This window comes from Pedococcus bigeumensis (genome assembly GCF_006438965.1).
GTDB lineage: Bacteria > Actinomycetota > Actinomycetes > Actinomycetales > Dermatophilaceae > Pedococcus > Pedococcus bigeumensis_A.
Window position 1 is genome coordinate 222372 of sequence record NZ_RCZM01000001.1, and the last position, 16260, is coordinate 238631.

The window sequence follows — 16260 nt, forward strand, 5'->3', positions numbered from 1 at the left end:
GGTCAGCGGCGACGCGCGCCGCGGGCGCGGACCATTCGCCGACGCCTCCGGACTCCCCAGGCAAGGAGCAGCAGGACCACTGCGACCGCTGCGGGAGCGCGCCACCGCGTGACCGATGCGGGAATGGTTCCGCTGGCCGGGAGCGCCGCAGCAGCCCGGGTGGGTTCCTGGGCAGCCGGGCCGCCGGTCGCCGGGTCGGTCAGGGTCGGCGAGGTCGTGCTCGGCAGCACGGCGGGCGGTGCCGTGACCGTTCCCGGTGCGACGAGGTCGCCCACCGTGCCCGCCCTGTCGCCGTAGGCGAACGCCCAGTCGTACATCGCCGCCTGCGGACGCCACGACGAGTCGAGACCGTACATCTCGGTCAGCAGGTAGGTCTTCGAGCCACGGGTCACCGCAGAGATGAAGGTGCGGTTCGCGGCCTCGGTGTAGCCGTTCTTGACCCCGATGGTGCCGTCGTAGTTGTAGAGAAGCCTGTTGTGGTTGTTGACCTTGTAGGTCACGCGCTTCTTCGTCTTGGGGTCGAGGCGGCCCGGGAAGTCGACCTGCTTGGTGGCGACGTAGGTGCGGAAGTCCTTGAGCTGCAACGCCGCCCGGCCGATCAGCGCCAGGTCGTAGGCGCTTGACGTCTGCCCAGGGGCGTCCAACCCCGCCGGGTCCTTCGCGACCGTGTCATGCGCACCGAGGTATGCCGCGTGCTCGTTCATCGCGGTCAGCGTCGCCTCCCGCCCGCCACCGGCGTCGGCCAGCGCGTACGCGGCGTCGTTGCCCGACGCCATCAGCAGGGCCTGGAACAGCTGCTCCGCCGTGTAGGGCAGCCCGGGCACCAACCCGACCCGGGTCCCGTCGGCGTTCGCGTCGGCCTGCGTCACCGTGATCATCTGCCGCGCCGAGATCTCGGGGATGAGGGTGAGTGCCGTCAGCGTCTTCAGCGTGCTGGCCGGCAGCAACCGCGCATGGGCCGCCTTCGCTGCGATCACCTTCCCGGTCCCCAGGTCGGCCAGCACCCACGACACGTCGCGCAGCTTCGGCGGTGAAGGCACCCCTTCCGGCAGATCCGTGACGACCCCCATCGACGCCAGCTGCTCCCCACCGACCGACACCCGCGGATCCACCGTCGCCTTTGGCACCGGCAGCCCCTTGGTCGTCACCGACGGCGTCGGCTTCGGCGTGGTGGCAGCTTCTGCGGTGCCCGGCGAGACCGCGACCACCGAGACGAGGAGTCCGAGGAGTGCGCGCCGGAAATGGGTGGAGGCGTCGTTCATGCCAATACCCGAGTGGGCACCGAAGTGGGCGCGCCGCACCGTAGAACGAGCTTGCGAGAGGTGCAAGCGCCCACTTCGGGGGCCGCGACCCCTGAGTCCGCTCGCCTCAACGTCTAGAACCGGCTCGTCAGGAGCGCGCGCTTCACTTCCTGGATCGCCTGCGTCACCTGGATGCCACGCGGGCACGCGTCGGTGCAGTTGAAGGTGGTGCGGCAGCGCCACACCCCTTCCTTGTCGTTCAGGATCTCCAGCCGTTGCGCGCCACCCTCGTCGCGGGTGTCGAAGATGAAGCGGTGCGCGTTGACGATCGCCGCGGGGCCGAAGTACTGGCCGTCGTTCCAGAACACCGGGCAGCTCGTGGTGCAGGCGGCGCACAGGATGCACTTGGTCGTGTCGTCGAAGCGGTCGCGGTCGGCCTGGCTCTGGATCCGCTCGCGGGTCGGCTCGTTGCCGTTGGTGATGAGGAACGGCATCACCTCGCGGTAGGCGTCGAAGAACGGCTCCATGTCGACGATGAGGTCCTTCTCGACGGGAAGGCCCTTGATCGGCTCGACGGTGATCGGCTTGTCGGGGTTGACGTCCTTGATCAGCGTCTTGCAGGCGAGCCGGTTCTTGCCGTTGATCCGCATGGCGTCGGAGCCGCAGACGCCGTGGGCGCAGGAGCGGCGGAACGACAGCGAGCCGTCCTGGTCCCACTTGATCTGGTGCAGCGCGTCGAGCACCCGGTCGGTGGCGTGCGAGGTGACCTGGTAGGTCTCCCAGTGAGCCTCGGTGTCGGTCTCGGGGTTGAAGCGCGCGATCTTGAGCGTGACGGTGAAGGACGGTACGGCGCCGGCCTTGGCGGAGTCCTGGCCGGTCTTGCCCGCGGTCGTGTCGGTCGTGGTGGCAGTCATCAGTACTTGCGCTCCATCGGCTGGTAGCGGGTGACGGTCACGGGCTTGTAGTCGAGGCGGACCTCGTCGGCGAACTTCGGGCCCAGCTCGTCGTCGGTGACCGGCGCGCGGTAGGCCATGGTGTGGCGCATGAAGTTCACGTCGTCGCGGGCTTCGTAGTCCTCGCGGAAGTGGCCGCCTCGGGACTCCTTGCGGGCCAGGGCTCCGAGGGTGATGACCTCGGCCAGCTCGATGAGGAAGCCGAGCTCGACGGCCTCGAGCAGGTCGGTGTTGTACCGCTTGCCCTTGTCCTGCACGACGACGTTGGCGTAGCGCTCCTTGAGCTCGTCGATGACGCCGAGGGCTTCCTTCATGGAGGCCTCGGTGCGGAACACCTGGACGTTGCGGTCCATCGTCTCCTGCAGTGCACGACGCAGGTCGGCCACCCGCTCGCCGCTGTCGCGGGTGCGGATCGTCTCGACCATCGCCTCGACGAAGGTCGAGGGGTTGGCGGGCAGGTCGACGTACGGTGCGTTCGCGGCATACTCCGCGGCGGCGATGCCGGCGCGACGCCCGAAGACGTTGATGTCGAGGAGGCTGTTGGTGCCGAGGCGGTTGGACCCGTGGACCGAGACGCAGGCGACCTCGCCGGCCGCGAAGAGGCCCGGCACGACGTCGGTGTTGTTGCTCAGCACCTCGGTCTCGACGTTGGTCGGCACGCCACCCATGGCGTAGTGCGCGGTCGGGTAGACCGGAACCGGCTCGGTGTAGGGCTCGACTCCGAGGTAGGTGCGGGCGAACTCGGTGATGTCGGGCAGCTTGGCGTCGATGTGGGCCGGCTCGAGGTGGGTCAGGTCGAGCAGGACGTAGTCCTTGTTCGGCCCGGCGCCACGGCCCTCACGCACCTCGTTGGCCATCGAGCGGGCCACGATGTCGCGGGGCGCGAGGTCCTTGATGGTGGGGGCATAGCGCTCCATGAACCGCTCGCCGTCGGCGTTGCGCAGGATGCCGCCCTCGCCGCGTGCGGCCTCGGACAGCAGGATGCCGAGACCGGCCAGGCCGGTCGGGTGGAACTGGAAGAACTCCATGTCCTCCAACGGGATCCCGCGACGGAAGGCCACGCCCATGCCGTCACCGGTCAGCGTGTGGGCGTTCGAGGTGGTCTTGAAGACCTTGCCGGTGCCACCGGTGGCGAAGACGACCGACTTGGCCTGGAAGACGTGCAGCTCCCCGGTCGCCAGCTCGTAGGCCACGACACCAGCGGTGTGCTCGACGCCGTCGGCGCCGGTGTTCATGAGCAGGTCGAGGACGTAGAACTCGTTGTAGAACTCGACGCCCTGCTTGACGCAGTTCTGGTAGAGCGTCTGGAGGATCATGTGGCCGGTGCGGTCTGCTGCGAAGCAGGACCGGCGGACGGCGGCCTCACCGTGGTTGCGGGTGTGCCCGCCGAACCGGCGCTGGTCGATCTTGCCCTCGGGCGTGCGGTTGAACGGCAGGCCCATCTTCTCGAGGTCGATGACCGCGTCGATGGCCTCGCGGCACATGATCTCGGCAGCGTCCTGGTCGACGAGGTAGTCGCCACCCTTGACGGTGTCGAAGGTGTGCCACTCCCAGTTGTCCTCCTCGACGTTGGCGAGGGCGGCGCACATGCCACCCTGCGCCGCGCCGGTGTGCGACCGGGTCGGGTAGAGCTTGGTCAGCACCGCCGTGCGGGTGCGGGTGCTCGACTCGAGCGCGGCACGCATGCCTGCGCCGCCGGCCCCGACGATGACCACGTCGTACTTGTGCGTCTGCATCAGTGCTGTTTCCTTTGGCGATCTAGGGTCATCGTGCGCACACGGAGAGAGTGGAGGACGGGTCGAGGCACGGGTCGAAGGTGAAGATGACCAGCGTGCCCAGCACCATCACGAGCAGCGCGCTCGCCACCAGCAGACCCTTGAGGATCCACCGGGTGCGGTCCTTCTCGGTGTAGTCGTTGATGATCGTGCGGACCCCGTTGAAGCCGTGCAGCTCGGCGAGCCACAGCATCAACATGTCCCAGGTCTGCCAGAACGGGCTGCTCCACTTGCCGGCGACGAACGCGAAGTCGATGCCGTGGATGCCCTCGCCCAGCATGAGGTTGACGAACAGGTGCCCGAAGATCAGCACGAGTAGCAGGATGCCGCTGGCCCGCATGAAGACCCACGACCAGAGCTCGAAGTTGCCGCGACCCTTGGAGACCCGGCGGTAGCGGGACTTCTTGGCGGAGACGGCGTCGGGGCCGGCGTGGTAGTTGGTCTCGGTGGTGGCGCTCATGAGTTTCCCCGGCCTCTCAGTGCGTGAACACGATGGTCAGGTGCCGGATCGCGAACGGCGCGAAGAGCACGACGAAGCCGATGGCCACAGCCCAGAAGAGCTGTCGCTGGTACTTCGGGCCCTTGGCCCAGAAGTCGACGGCGATGATGCGAAGACCGTTGAGCGCGTGGAAGATCACCGCGGCGACCAGGCCCGCCTCCCCGATGCCGACGACGGGGTTCTTGTAGGCCTCCATCACCTGGTTGTAGGCGTCGGGGGAGACCCGGACCAGCGCGGTGTCGAGCACGTGCGCGAACAGGAAGAGGAAGAGAAGGAGACCGCTGATGCGGTGGGCCACCCACGACCACATGCCCTCACGGCCGCGGTAGAGGGTCCCGTTGGCTGCCTGCGCCACTGCGCGTCCCTTTCGAAGCAGATTTCACGGCTTCGTCGTCGAGCGTCGATGGCCGTAGTTCGCCCGTCAGGTTATCGGCCCGGCCCCCGGGACCGTGAACGGCCCGGCTGTGAGAAACCAGACAGGCCGTGTTACCCGCTGGTATGCCGAGTCCGAGGTCTTGACTTCGAGCCCACTCCAACCCCCACGCTGGGGTCATGGACCTGACCATCGCCGAGACGGCCGAGCGCACCGGGCTCACCGCGCACACGCTGCGCTACTACGAACGCGACGGACTGATGCTGGAGGTACCGCGGTCCTCCAGTGGACACCGCCGCTACAGCGAGGGCGAGCTGGGCTGGATCGAGCTGATCACCCGGCTGCGCACCACGGGCATGCCGATCCGCGACGTTCGTCGCTATGCGCAGCTCGTGCGCGCCGGCGAGGGCAACGAGGCCGAGCGCCTCGAGATCCTGTGTCGACATCGCGACGCCGTCCGGGACCGGCTCGAGGCCGAAGCCCGGCACCTCGCCGCGATCGAGCGCAAGATCGCGGTCTACCTCGGCGAGGCCGACAACTGCCACTGAGCCCCGGCCGGTCACGGTCGCCGGGTCACCACACCCGCTCGCGTTCGCCGTCGAGCATGGCCTGCTGCTCGGCGGTGAGCTCGAGGTCGACGGCCTCGATGCTCTCGTCGAGCTGGGCCACCGAGGAGGCGCCGACCAGCGGGATGGCGGGCACCGGCGCTCCGAGCATCCAGGCGATGACGACCTGGTTGCGCGTCGCCCCGGTCTCCCGAGCCACTTCGTCGAGCACCGCCAGCCGAGCCGGGGTGCCCGGATGGTCGAACGCGTCAGGCAGCGGCTTGTCGTCGCGGGTGTAGGCGCCCTTCAGCAGCGGCGAGTAGGCCACCATCGTCAGGCGCGGGTCGTCGGCCAGCCAGCTGAGCAGCGCACCGTCCGCGACGCCGACAGTGCCCTCGGGCGACGCAAGCCCGGGCTGGTCGGTCCGCGGCCGCAGGTACGAGTGCTGGAACTGCACCACGTCGTAGGCCGGCCGGTCCTCGGCCAGGCTCCGCGAGCGCTCCAGCTCCCACGCCCAGAAGTTGCTGGCCCCGAGCATGCCGACCGCGCCGTCCTCGACCAGACCGGCGAGCCCGTCGACCTGCTCGGCCAGCGGCGTGCCGGGGTCGCGCAGGTGCGCGTAGTAGAGGTCGATCTGCTCGATGCCGAGCCGCTCCCGGCTGCGGTCCACCTGCTCGCGGACGACGGCAGGGGACAACCCTTCGATGTCGCGGAAGTCGCGCGAGGGGGACAGCGGACGTGCCCCGACCTTGGTGGCGACGACCATCCGGTCGCGCTGGCCGCTCTGGGCGAGCCAGCGCCCCAGCACTGCCTCGCTCTCGCCACCCTGGGTGCCGTTGGCCCAGAAGGCGTAGTTGTTGGACGTGTCGAGGAACGTGCCCCCGGCAGCTGCGTACCGGTCGAGCAGGGCGAAGGCGGTCGGCTCGTCCGTGGCAGTGCCGAACCACATGGCGCCCAGGGCGAGCACGCTCACCTCGCGCTGGCGGGCGGGGTCGGTGCCGATCTTGCGGTACTTCATGGAGCTCTCCTGTCACTCGGTGGGAACGACGGTTCCCCTTCGAGCGCGCTCCAAGTCAAGACCCGGTGCGCCACCCGACGAGCGAGCGTGCGCGCTGCGCGGTGGCGTAGTGGACGAGCAGCTGGTCGGTCAGCGATGCCCAGCTGCGGTCCGCGACCCGGCGCCGTCCCGCCTCGCCCAACGCCTCCCGTTTGACCCGGTCGCCGGCCAGGTGGGCGACCGCGTCGCGCAGGGCAGTCGGGTCGTCGGGGTCGAAGAGCAGCCCGGTCCGCGAGTGGTCCACGAGGTCGAGCGGGCCGCCGCGGGCGGGTGCTACGACAGGCAGCCCGGTCGCGGCGGCCTCCTGGAGGGTCTGGCCGAAGGTCTCCCGGGTGCCGGTGTGCACGAAGAGGTCGAACGCGGCATACGCCCTGGCGAGGTCGTCGCCCTCCCGGCTGCCCAGGAAGACGGCGTCGACGCCCGCTGCGGCGAGGGTGGCGGCGTCGTCGTGACGGGTGGGACCCTCGCCGACCAGGACCACGCGCAGGTTGGGCAGCCCGGCGAGGGCAGCCAGCCGGTGCAGCTCCTTCTCCGGCGCCAGCCTCCCGACGTAGCCCACCAGCAGCTCTCCCGCTGGCGCGAGCGACCACCGCAGGGCGCGGGTGCCGGCGTCGTCGCGCCAGCCGGGGTTGAACAGGGTCGCGTCCACCCCGCGAGCCCACAAGGCAGTGCGCGGTATGCCGTGCGCCTGCAGCTCGTCGAGGGTCGCCGACGACGGGGCCAGGGTCAGGTCGGCCATCTCGTGCATCCTGCGGATCCAGCGCCACGCGGCCCTGGCTGCTCCGCGTCCGACCGCTCCGGGGCCGTGCTGACGGATGTAGCTCGGCATGTCGGTCTGGTAGACCGCGACGGTCGGCAGGTCGAGCCGGGTCGCCGCCGACAGCGCACTGGCTCCGAGGACGAACGGCGACGCGACGTGCACGACGTCCGGCGCGAAGTCGGCCAGCACCGCCTCCACCTCGGCGCCCATCGGCAGCCCGACCGGGAACTGCCGCACAGGCACCGACGCGAGCCCGTGCACGGCATACCCGGCGTAGCTCGACGGCGCCGGACGCGGGGCGAGGATGACGGCTTCATGGCCGCGGTCGCGCAGGCACTCGGCCACGCGGCAGACGCTGGTCGTGACCCCGTTGAGGTGGGGGAGGAACGACTCGGTGACGATGGCGACGCGCACAGGACCAGAGTCCGCACCGCGGGTGAGGGGAGGGCCACGGCTGGGGGTGTGTCGGGTGAGCGGCAGGTGACGGGCTGGTGGGTGGGCTAGCGTTCCGGCCATGTCATCCGCGGCGACGAACGACCACTTCTGGGCGGTGATCCCCGCGGGGGGCGCCGGGACGAGGCTGTGGCCGCTGTCGCGGGCGGGGTCGCCCAAGTTCCTGCACGACCTCACCGGCACCGGGCGTTCGCTGCTCCAGGCCACGTGGGACCGACTGACGCCGCTGACGGGTTCGCGGGTCCTGGTCGTCACCGGGGTCGCGCACCGGGCGGCAGTGGGGGAGCAGCTGCCCGAGCTGCCCTCCGAGCAGCTGCTGGCCGAACCGGCTCCGCGCGACTCGATGGCCGCGATCGGGTGGGCCGCGGCGGTGCTCGAGGCGCGCGACCCGGACGCAGTGCTCGGGTCGTTCGCCGCCGACCACGTGATCGCGGACGAGGACGCGTTCCGCTCCTGTGTCGCGGAGGCAGTGGGTGCTGCGGAGCAGGGCTATGTCGTGACGATCGGCATCGAACCCACCTATCCCGCAACAGGTTTCGGCTACGTCGAGATGGGCTCGCCCCTCGGTGACGGCACCGTGCGGGCAGTCACCCAGTTCGTCGAGAAGCCCGACCGGGCGCGGGCCGAGGAGTACCTCGCCACGGGCCGGTTCCGCTGGAACGCAGGCATGTTCGTCGTGAAGGCGACCGTCCTGCTCGACCTGCTCGCGCAGTGGCACCCCGAGCTCGCGGCGGGGCTGCGGTCGCTCGCGGCCGACCCCTCGCGACTCGACGAGGTGTGGCCGGGGTTGGAGAAGATCGCGATCGACCACGCCGTCGCGGAGCCCGCGGCCACCGAGGGCCGGGTCGCGGTGGTGCCCGGGGGCTTCGGCTGGGACGACGTGGGCGACTTCGGGTCGCTCGGCGCGCTGCTGAGCGATGCCGACGGTATGCCGGGTGTGCGGGTCCTCGGCGACGCCTCCGCGGTGCGCGTGGTCGACTCGACCGGCATCGTCGTGCCGGGGACCGGCCGGGTCGTGGCGCTGGTCGGGCTCGACGACGTCGTCGTGGTCGACACCCCGGACGCACTCCTCGTCATGTCGCGCGAGCGGGCCCAGGACGTCAAGGCCGTCGTCGACGCGCTGCGGTCCGAGGGCCGCACCGACCTGCTCTGACCCGCCCCTGCCCGGGTCTTTGAAGGATCCGCCACGCCAGGACGTGGCAGATCCTTCAAAGACCCGCGGGAAGTGCGGGGGTGGGCGAGGTCAGGTGACCAGGTCGCGGCGGCGGAAGGTCGTGAACCCGGCCGCGCCGATGGCCAGCGCGACCAGGACGAGGGCCACCAGACCGGCGGCGTTGGCATCCCCTCCGGGCAGGCTGCCGAGGTGGTCGAACGGCGACAGGCCCATCGCCCAGTCGGGCAGGCCGAGCAGGGCGCCGAGCTCGCCCAGCAGGACGAACACCGCCAGCAGGCCCCACCCGAAGGTCGACCACCGGGGCAGCAGACCGAAGAGCAGGATCGTGAGTCCCACGCAGACCAGCACCGCGGGAGCCGTCGCGAGCGCCGCCGGGAGCAGGTCGCCCACCCCGGTGCTGCTGACCGCACCGGCGGACAGCCCCGCGCTGACCCCGACGACGACGAGCAGCCACAGCGTGCCCAGGACGGCGATGAGCGCGTGGCTGCCGAGCCACTGCCACCGACTCACCGGCGTCGCGAGCACGATCTCGGCCCGACCTGCACTCTCCTCGGAGCGCAGTCGCAGCGCCGTCGCGATGCCGTAGGCAGCCACCCCGATCGCGAGGAACCGCAGTTCGGTACCGAAGAAGACGTCCACCAGCGAGCCCTGCCCGCCGCTCATCTTCCGCAGCATGTCCTCGACGTCGGGGCTGCTCGCGATCTGGTCCACAGACTTGGCGATGTTGCCCACGGCCAGGCCCACGACGGCATACCCGATGGTCCAGCCGATCAGCGAGCCGCGCTGGAGGCGCCACGCGAGACCGAGCGGGCTTGCGAGCCCGACAGAGGCGTGCGCCGGTCCCGGGCGGGCGGCCCACAGACCCGAACCGACGTCCCGCCGGTGCAGCAGTAGGTCGGCGACGACGAGGAGGACCGCCGTCGCGGCGACTGCAGGCAGCAGCAGCCAGAGCCGGTTCGCGCCGAACGGGCTGACCTTCTGCGCCCAGCCGAGGAACGAGAACCACGCGAGGTCGCGGCCGCCGCCGGTGGAGGTGTCGGCCGCGGCGCGCACGACGAAGGCCAGTCCCAGCGCGCCGATCGCGATGCCGCCCGCGCCACGGGTGGTCGAGGTGAGCTGGACGGCGATGGCGGTGATGCCGGTCATCACGAGGCCGGCGACCACCTCCACGGCACCGAGGGCGAACGAACCGGTGGCGTCCACGCCGGTGCCGAGCAGGCTCAGGGCCGACAGCAGCCCGGTCATGAGCACGGTCAACGAGGCGAGGGCGACAGCGGCCGCGAGCGGGGCGCGGCGACCCACGACACCGGCGGCAACGAGCTCGAAACGGCCGTCCTCCTCCTCGGTGCGGGTGTGCCGCCGCACGATCGCGAAGGCGAGGAACGCCGTGAAGAGGCTGCCCATCATGACCGTCTTGAGGACGCCGATGCCGGCGGCAGTGGCGGAGGGGAGGGGCCCATAGAGGGCGGTCAGTGACGGGTTGTCGACCATCACGGCGGCCCCGGCCGCCGCCTCGGCGTCGGTCGGGTAGAGGTCGAGGGTGGCAGCCATCGACCCGTAGGCCGTGGCCACCAGTGCGAGCACGCTGGCCAGGATGATCCAGCGGTCGCGCCGCCAGGCCAGCCGGAGGAGGGGCCCGGTGCCGGCCAGGGACGTCATGCCGACACCTCCTCCTCGACCTTCTGGCCCGGATCGATCGCGTCGCGGTACTGCGAGAGGAACAGCTCCTCGAGGGTGGGCGGCTGGCAGATGAGCGCCTCGATCCCGTGGCTGCCCAGCCGCTGGAGGACGTCGCCCACCGCGCTGGATTCGACGGACAGGACCAGGCGCTCGCGGTCCTGTCGGGCCGCGTCCACGCCGGGCCACTGAGCGGCCTCGGTCTGGGCCACCGGCCGGGTGAGGGTCGCGGTCACGCTGGTGCGGGTGAGGTGGCGAAGGTCGGTGAGGGTGCCGGAGTCGACGATCCGCCCGGCGCGGACGATGCTCACCCGGTCGGCGGCCGTCTCGACCTCGGACAGGATGTGGCTGGACAGCAGGACGGTCCGCCCCTCCGCCCGCACCTGGGTGAGGTGCTCCTGGAAGACCTTCTCCATCAACGGGTCCAGCCCGGACGTCGGCTCGTCGAGGACGAGCAGCGGCACGTCCGAGGCCAGCGCCGCGACGAGCGCGACCTTCTGCCGGTTGCCCTTGGAGTAGGAGCGGCCCTGCTTGGTCGGGTCGAGCTCGAACGCCTCCAGCAGCTTGTCGCGCTTGCCGGCGTCGATCCCTCCACGCAGCCGGCCGAGCAGGTCGATGACCTCACCCCCGGTGAGGTTGGGCCACAGCACGACGTCGCCCGGCACGTAGGCCAGCTGTCGGTGCAGCTCCGTGGCGTGCTTCCACGGGTCCTGGCCCAGCAGGGTCACGGTGCCGCCATCGGACCGGATCAGGCCGAGCAGCACGCGGATGGTGGTGGACTTCCCCGCGCCGTTGGGTCCGAGGAAGCCGTGGACCTCACCCTCGTGGACGGTGAGGTCGAGCCCGTCGAGGGCGGTCGTGGCGCCGAACTTCTTGATGAGGCCGGTGGCCTCGATGACATGTGCCATGGCTCCGACGGTACACCATTTTCAGAAAATGCTGAATGTTCTAAACTCCAACCATGGTCGCCCCGCACCGCTCCGCCCCCGCACAGCCGCCCACCGCCCAGCACCGCTTCGTCGAGCGGTTCGGCTCGGCCTTGACCGAGGCAGGTCTGCAGCGGCTGCCCGCCCGGGTCTTCGCGGCACTGCTCGCCAAGGACGACGGCCGGATGACGGCCGCGGAGCTCGGCGACGTCCTCTCGGTCAGCCCCGCCTCCGTGTCGGGTGCGGTGCGCTACCTCCAGCAGATGCGGATGATCCACCGCGAGCGGGAACAAGGCAGCCGACGGGACGTCTTCGTCGTGGCCGACGACGCCTGGCACGACATGATGCTCAACACCCCCAACATCTACGCCCCGTTGACGTCGAGCCTGCGCGAGGGGGTCGCCATGGTCGGGGGACCGGGCACCCAGGCGGGGGACCGGCTGGCCGTGAGCGTGGCGTTCCTCGAGTTCGTCACCGAGGAGATGCAGCAGCTCTCCGACAAGTGGGACAAGCGCCGGGCCCAGCTCGGCTACTGACCACCGCTCGGGGTGAGGTGGGCCACGGGCGGTGACCACACGGCATACCGCGCCACTATCTTGGGCGGCATGGCCGCTGATGTCCCCGACGCACGTTCCGAGTCCGACCTGCCGATCAAGGCGGTCTACGACGCGGGTGACCTCGAGGGCTTCGACCCGCAGGAGCAGCTCGGTGAGCCCGGTCAGTTCCCCTACACGCGTGGCGTCTACCCGAACATGTACACCGGTCGGCCGTGGACGATGCGGCAGTACGCCGGCTTCGGGACCGCCAAGGAGTCCAACGAGCGCTACCACGAGCTGGTCGCCAACGGCACCGGCGGACTGTCCGTCGCCTTCGACCTGCCGACCCAGATGGGCTACGACTCCGACGAGGCGATCGCCAGCGGCGAGGTCGGCAAGGTCGGGGTCGCGATCGACTCGATCGACGACATGCGGACGCTGTTCGGCGGGCTGCCCCTGGGCGAGCTGTCGACGTCCATGACGATCAACGCACCCGCGGCCACGCTCCTGCTGATGTACCAGCTGGTCGCCGAGGAGAACGGCGCCGACCCCTCCAAGCTGGCGGGCACGATCCAGAACGACGTGCTCAAGGAGTACATCGCCCGCGGCACCTACATCTACCCGCCGAAGGAGTCGCTGCGACTCATCAGCGACATCTTTGCCTACTGCCACAAGGAACTTCCGCGCTGGAACACCATCTCCATCAGCGGCTACCACATGGCCGAGGCCGGGGCGACTCCCGCACAGGAGATCGCCTTCACGCTCGCCAACGCCAAGGAGTACGTGCGCGCGGCGCAGGCCGCGGGGCTCGACGTCGACGACTTCGCCCCGCGTCTGTCGTTCTTCTTCGTGGCGCGCACGACGCTGCTGGAAGAGGTCGCGAAGTTCCGGGCAGCGCGACGGATCTGGGCGCGGGTCATGCGCGACGAGTTCCGTGCCAAGAACCCCAAGAGCCAGATGCTGCGGTTCCACACGCAGACCGCCGGGGTGCAGCTGACGGCCCAGCAGCCCGAGGTCAACCTGGTCCGTGTCGCACTGCAGGGGCTCGGGGCCGTCCTCGGTGGCACCCAGTCGCTGCACACCAACTCGTTCGACGAGGCGATCGCCCTGCCGACGCAGAAGGCTGCGCGGCTCGCCCTGCGCACCCAGCAGATCATCGCCTACGAGACCGACGTGACGAAGACCGTTGACCCGTTTGCCGGTTCGTACGTCGTGGAGGCAATGACCGACGACGTCGAGGCCGCGGCTCTCGACCTGATCCAGGCCGTCGAGGACCGGGGCGGAGCGGTTGCCGCCATCGAGCAGGGATTCCAGAAGTCCGAGATCGAGCGCTCGGCCTACCGGATCGCCCTCGAGATCGACAACAAGGAACGCACCGTCGTCGGCCTCAACCGCTTCGCCCTCGACGAGGAGGAGCCCTACGAACCGCTGCGCGTCGACCCGCAGATCGAGCACGACCAGCGCGAGCGCCTCGCGGCGCTCCGTGCAGACCGTGACAACGAGGCGGTCGAGCGGGCCCTCGAAGCCGTGCGCGAGGCGGCGCGGGGGACCGACAACCTGCTCTACCCGATGCGCGAGGCGCTCCGTCTTCGTGCCACCGGTGGCGAGGTCAGCCACGCGCTGCGCGACGTCTGGGGCGTCTACATCCCCCACGAGACGTTCTAGTCGAGTCTTTGCAGGATCTGCCACGCAATGAGGTGGCAGATCCTTCAAAGACTCGGCGTGCGAAGGCGGACAGGATCGACCCCCGGCCGCGAGTAGAGTCGGCGCTGACATGAGCGACAACCACCTGCTGGCCGACCTGTGCACCAGCATCGACGCCCTCGCCCCTGAGCTCCTCGCCCTGCAGCACGACCTGCACGCCCATCCGGAGCTCTCCCGCGGCGAGACGCGGACGACCGCCAAGGTCGCCGAACGCCTGGCCGCCGCGGGGATCGCCATGCGCACCCTGCCCGTCAGCGGACTGATCGCCGACCTCGGTGCCGAGCAGCCGGCATACCGGGTGGCGTTGCGCGCCGACCTGGACGCGCTGCCGGTGGGGGAGCGCACGGGTCTGCCCTGGGCGTCGACGACCGCCGGGATCTGCCACGCCTGCGGCCACGACGTCCACGTCGCCGGGATGGTCGGCGCGGGTCTCGCCCTCAAGCTCCACGAGGAAGTCCTGCGGGAGCGCGGCATCGGGGTGCGCCTGCTCTTCCAGCCCGCCGAGGAGGTCATCCCCGGTGGCGCGGTCGACCTGCTCGCCGAGGGCGCCCTCGACGACGTCGACGCGATCTTCGCCGTGCACTGCGACCCGAGCCTCGACGTGGGCACCGTCGGACTGCGCGACGGAGCCATCACCGCAGCCGCCGACCGCATCACGGTGCACCTCGCGGGCCGCGGCGGCCACACGTCGCGCCCGCACCTCACCGAGGACCTCACCTTCGCGCTCGCCAAGGTGGTCACCGAGCTGCCGGCCGTGCTGTCCCGCCGCCTCGACCCGCGCACCGCCTTCGCGCTGGTCTGGGGTGAGGTGCACGCCGGCATGGCCGCCAACGTCATCCCGTCCAGCGGCACCATCGCGGGCACCCTGCGCATGCTCGACGCCACCGCGTGGACGACCATCGGCCCGCTCCTCGCCGAGGCGGTCGAGCACATCGTCGCCCCGTATGCCGTCACGGCAGTCCTCGAGCACGTCCAGGGAGTGCCTCCCGTGGTCAACGACGCGGAGGCGATCGAGGTCTTCCGGGCCGCGGCAGACGGGGCCGGCCTCACGTCCGTGGGTACCCAGCAGTCCCTCGGTGGGGAGGACTTCGCGTGGTACCTGCGCAAGGTTCCGGGCGCGATGGCACGGCTTGGGACGCGCACGCCGGGCGGCCATACCTACGACCTCCACCAGGGTGACCTGGTCGTCGATGACGACTCGGTCGTCCAGGGCGCCCGGCTGCTCGCCGGTGCCGTGGTGGCTGGAGTGGTCAAGGCTGCCGCCAAGGGTCCCGAGCACGGTTGAGCGACCATCGCGGATCGGTAACGGTTTGTGACCCAAGTGCCTCAAGGCTGACTTGCCCGCCAGTTCATCGGGCTATCCTCACGGCCTAGTGGCGCACCAGAGCGCCTCATGCATACCAAAGAACAGGAGACAGCCTTGCGTCACACGATGAAGGTTGCAGCGGTGATGTCGGTGGCAGCACTGACCCTCGCCGCGTGTGGTGACTCGGGCAACGACCCGGGGACCAGCGGTTCCAGCTCGAGCACGACCAAGAAGAGCGGCCTCAAGGTCGGCATGGCCTATGACGTCGGCGGTCGCGGTGACCAGTCGTTCAACGACTCCGCTGCGGCGGGTCTGGACAAGGCCAAGAGCGAGCTCGGGGTGGACACCAAGGAAGCCGCCGCGGTCAACGGTGAGAACGAGGCCGCCCGCGAGGAGCGCCTCCAGCAGCTCGTCGACGCCGACTACACCCACGTCGTCGCAGTGGGCTTCGCCTACGCGGCAGCGGTCGGCAAGGTCGCCAAGGCCAACCCTGACGTGCACTTCGCGATCGTCGACGACGCGTCGGACGACTCCAAGGGCCCCAACGTCGACCAAATCACCTTCGCCGAGAACGAGGGCTCGTTCCTCGTCGGTGCCGCGGCCGCAATGAAGTCCAAGACGGGCCACATCGGCTTCGTCGGTGGCGTCAACGTGCCGCTCATCAAGAAGTTCGAGGCTGGCTACATCGCCGGTGCGAAGGCCGTCAACCCGGCCATCAAGGTCGACTCCCAGTACCTCACCCAGCCGCCGGACTTCAGCGGCTTCGGTGACCCGGCCAAGGGAAAGACCGCCGCGGACGGCATGTACCAGAAGGGCGCCGACGTGGTTTACCACGCAGCGGGCGGCTCCGGTGGTGGCGTCTTCACGGCTGCCAAGGCGGCCGGCAAGCTGGCGATCGGTGTCGACTCCGACCAGGCCCTCACGGCCCCGGCCGACGTCCGCTCGGTCATCATGACGTCGATGATCAAGAAGGTCGACGTCGCGGTCTACGACTTCATCAAGTCGGCGGCTGATGGCAAGGAGAAGACCGGCAACAACATCTACGACCTGAAGGCTGGCGGCGTCGACTACTCCACCACCGGTGGTGCGATCGACGACATCAAGGCCAAGCTCGATGACTACAAGGCCAAGATCATCGCGGGCGAGATCAAGGTGCCTGTGACCCCCTGATCAACTTCTGTTGAAGGGCATGTCTGTTGAAGGGCATGTTGTACGGCATGTGGCCAACACACGGCCCGGGCGGCGCGGTAGCGTCAGACCCGGGCCGTGTGCTTGTCTGAT

15 protein-coding genes are annotated in these 16260 nt (G+C 70.0%); 6 read left to right on the forward strand and 9 right to left on the reverse strand.

The features are described from left to right. Positions 1–2 precede the first annotated feature (2 nt). The 5 genes from EAH86_RS00995 to sdhC all read right to left on the reverse strand — a co-directional run bounded on the left by EAH86_RS00995 (position 3) and on the right by sdhC (position 4823). Positions 3–1262, reverse strand: a complete 1260-nt coding sequence (locus EAH86_RS00995; RefSeq protein WP_140736766.1) for a D-alanyl-D-alanine carboxypeptidase family protein — start codon at positions 1260–1262, stop codon at positions 3–5. Between the two features lie 113 nt (positions 1263–1375). Further along, on the reverse strand, positions 1376–2155 hold the full coding sequence (locus tag EAH86_RS01000) for a succinate dehydrogenase iron-sulfur subunit (protein ID WP_140736767.1): 780 nt from the start codon (positions 2153–2155) through the stop codon (positions 1376–1378). Next, complete coding sequence (sdhA, locus tag EAH86_RS01005) at positions 2155–3930, reverse strand: succinate dehydrogenase flavoprotein subunit (RefSeq protein WP_140736768.1); 1776 nt, start codon at positions 3928–3930, stop codon at positions 2155–2157. The genes EAH86_RS01000 and sdhA overlap by 1 nt, the downstream gene beginning before the upstream one ends. Positions 3931–3958: 28 nt before the next feature. Then, positions 3959–4429 carry a succinate dehydrogenase hydrophobic membrane anchor subunit gene (locus EAH86_RS01010; RefSeq protein WP_140736769.1) on the reverse strand — a complete coding sequence of 157 codons (471 nt, stop codon included), beginning with the start codon at positions 4427–4429 and terminating at the stop codon, positions 3959–3961. A 16-nt stretch (positions 4430–4445) separates the two neighbouring features. Next, positions 4446–4823, reverse strand: coding sequence for a succinate dehydrogenase, cytochrome b556 subunit (gene sdhC, locus EAH86_RS01015; protein ID WP_140736770.1), 378 nt, complete (start codon positions 4821–4823; stop codon positions 4446–4448). 197 nt (positions 4824–5020) lie between these two features. Between sdhC and EAH86_RS01020 the strand changes: the two genes are divergently transcribed. After that, positions 5021–5389 carry a MerR family transcriptional regulator gene (locus EAH86_RS01020; RefSeq protein ID WP_140736771.1) on the forward strand — a complete coding sequence of 123 codons (369 nt, stop codon included), beginning with the start codon at positions 5021–5023 and terminating at the stop codon, positions 5387–5389. A gap of 25 nt (positions 5390–5414) precedes the next feature. Here the strand turns inward: EAH86_RS01020 and EAH86_RS01025 are convergent, their stop codons facing one another. Together EAH86_RS01025 and EAH86_RS01030 are read right to left on the reverse strand one after the other, a co-directional pair. Next, a complete protein-coding gene (locus tag EAH86_RS01025; RefSeq protein ID WP_140736772.1) occupies positions 5415–6404 on the reverse strand; it encodes an aldo/keto reductase in 990 nt (329 codons plus the stop codon). A 55-nt stretch (positions 6405–6459) separates the two neighbouring features. Further along, a complete protein-coding gene (locus EAH86_RS01030; RefSeq protein WP_206665694.1) occupies positions 6460–7617 on the reverse strand; it encodes a glycosyltransferase family 4 protein in 1158 nt (385 codons plus the stop codon). A gap of 100 nt (positions 7618–7717) precedes the next feature. Between EAH86_RS01030 and EAH86_RS01035 the strand changes: the two genes are divergently transcribed. Next, positions 7718–8809, forward strand: a complete 1092-nt coding sequence (locus tag EAH86_RS01035) for a mannose-1-phosphate guanylyltransferase (RefSeq protein ID WP_140736774.1) — start codon at positions 7718–7720, stop codon at positions 8807–8809. Positions 8810–8899: 90 nt separating this feature from the next. On the opposite strand, the gene EAH86_RS01040 is transcribed toward EAH86_RS01035, so the two are convergent. After that, complete coding sequence (locus EAH86_RS01040) at positions 8900–10489, reverse strand: ABC transporter permease (RefSeq protein ID WP_140736775.1); 1590 nt, start codon at positions 10487–10489, stop codon at positions 8900–8902. Then, a complete protein-coding gene (locus EAH86_RS01045) occupies positions 10486–11415 on the reverse strand; it encodes an ABC transporter ATP-binding protein (protein WP_140736776.1) in 930 nt (309 codons plus the stop codon). The genes EAH86_RS01040 and EAH86_RS01045 overlap by 4 nt, the downstream gene beginning before the upstream one ends. 53 nt (positions 11416–11468) lie before the next feature. Between EAH86_RS01045 and EAH86_RS01050 the strand changes: the two genes are divergently transcribed. The 4 genes from EAH86_RS01050 (at position 11469) to EAH86_RS01065 (ending at position 16149) form a co-directional block, all read left to right on the forward strand. After that, complete coding sequence (locus EAH86_RS01050) at positions 11469–11969, forward strand: GbsR/MarR family transcriptional regulator (RefSeq protein ID WP_140736777.1); 501 nt, start codon at positions 11469–11471, stop codon at positions 11967–11969. A 69-nt stretch (positions 11970–12038) separates the two neighbouring features. Then, positions 12039–13634 (forward strand): acyl-CoA mutase large subunit family protein, encoded by a 1596-nt coding sequence (locus tag EAH86_RS01055; RefSeq protein ID WP_140736778.1) that lies wholly within the window; start codon positions 12039–12041, stop codon positions 13632–13634. A 109-nt stretch (positions 13635–13743) separates the two neighbouring features. Beyond that, positions 13744–14958 carry an amidohydrolase gene (locus EAH86_RS01060; RefSeq protein WP_140736779.1) on the forward strand — a complete coding sequence of 405 codons (1215 nt, stop codon included), beginning with the start codon at positions 13744–13746 and terminating at the stop codon, positions 14956–14958. A 147-nt stretch (positions 14959–15105) separates the two neighbouring features. Next, positions 15106–16149, forward strand: a complete 1044-nt coding sequence (locus tag EAH86_RS01065; RefSeq protein ID WP_241668113.1) for a BMP family lipoprotein — start codon at positions 15106–15108, stop codon at positions 16147–16149. Positions 16150–16260: the final 111 nt, after the last annotated feature.